Source organism: Rhizobacter sp. P2_H2, from assembly GCF_056403375.1.
Window position 1 is genome coordinate 1 of the sequence record NZ_JBFUFP010001757.1, and the last position, 632, is coordinate 632.

At 74.1% G+C, this 632-nt stretch carries 1 protein-coding gene; it reads left to right on the forward strand.

The genetic code is table 11. The annotated features are described in order from the left end of the window. Window positions 1-25: 25 nt before the first annotated feature. Window positions 26-632, forward strand: a 607-nt coding sequence (locus AC1D15_RS36045) for a MipA/OmpV family protein (RefSeq protein WP_477829861.1), incomplete at its 3' end; no start/stop codon positions are given.

Below are 632 nucleotides of genomic sequence, written 5' to 3' on the forward strand. Positions count from 1 at the left end.
CCTGCGCCATCGCCTCTTCCATCCGATGATCCCGACCCTGCTGACCGGCGCGCTGGCGCTGCTGAGCGCCTCGCTCGCCCTGGCGGAGGAACCGGCCGCGCCGGCCGACGACAGCTGGCAGTTCACCGCCGGCCTCGGCGTCGGCAGCATCCCCAGGTACCCCGGCAGCGCCGAGCACAAGGTGCGCGCCTTCCCGGTGCTGGCCGCCAACCGGGGCCGCTACTTCATCGGCGGCGTGCCCGGCGCCGGCGTGCCGGCCGGCATCGGCGCGTTCATCATCACCGACCCGCACTGGCGCGTCGGCCTGGGCATCGGCGGCGACCTCGAGAAGCCGCGCAAGGAATCCGATGCCGAGCGCCTGCGCGGCCTGGGCGACATCGACGGCACCGTGCTCGGCGCGGTGTTCGCAAGCTACTCCGACGGCTGGTTCACCGCCCGCGGCAACGTGGTCGGCGACATCGGCGGCAAGCACCAGGGCGGGCGGCTGTCGTTCGACGTCGAGGGCAAGTACAGCCCGGCTGCGGGCCTGATGCTGTCCGCCGGCCCGGGGGTGACCTGGGCCAGCCGCAGCGCGATGCAGACCTACTTCGGCATCGACGAGCAGCAGGCGGCGCGGTCGGGCCGCGCGGTGT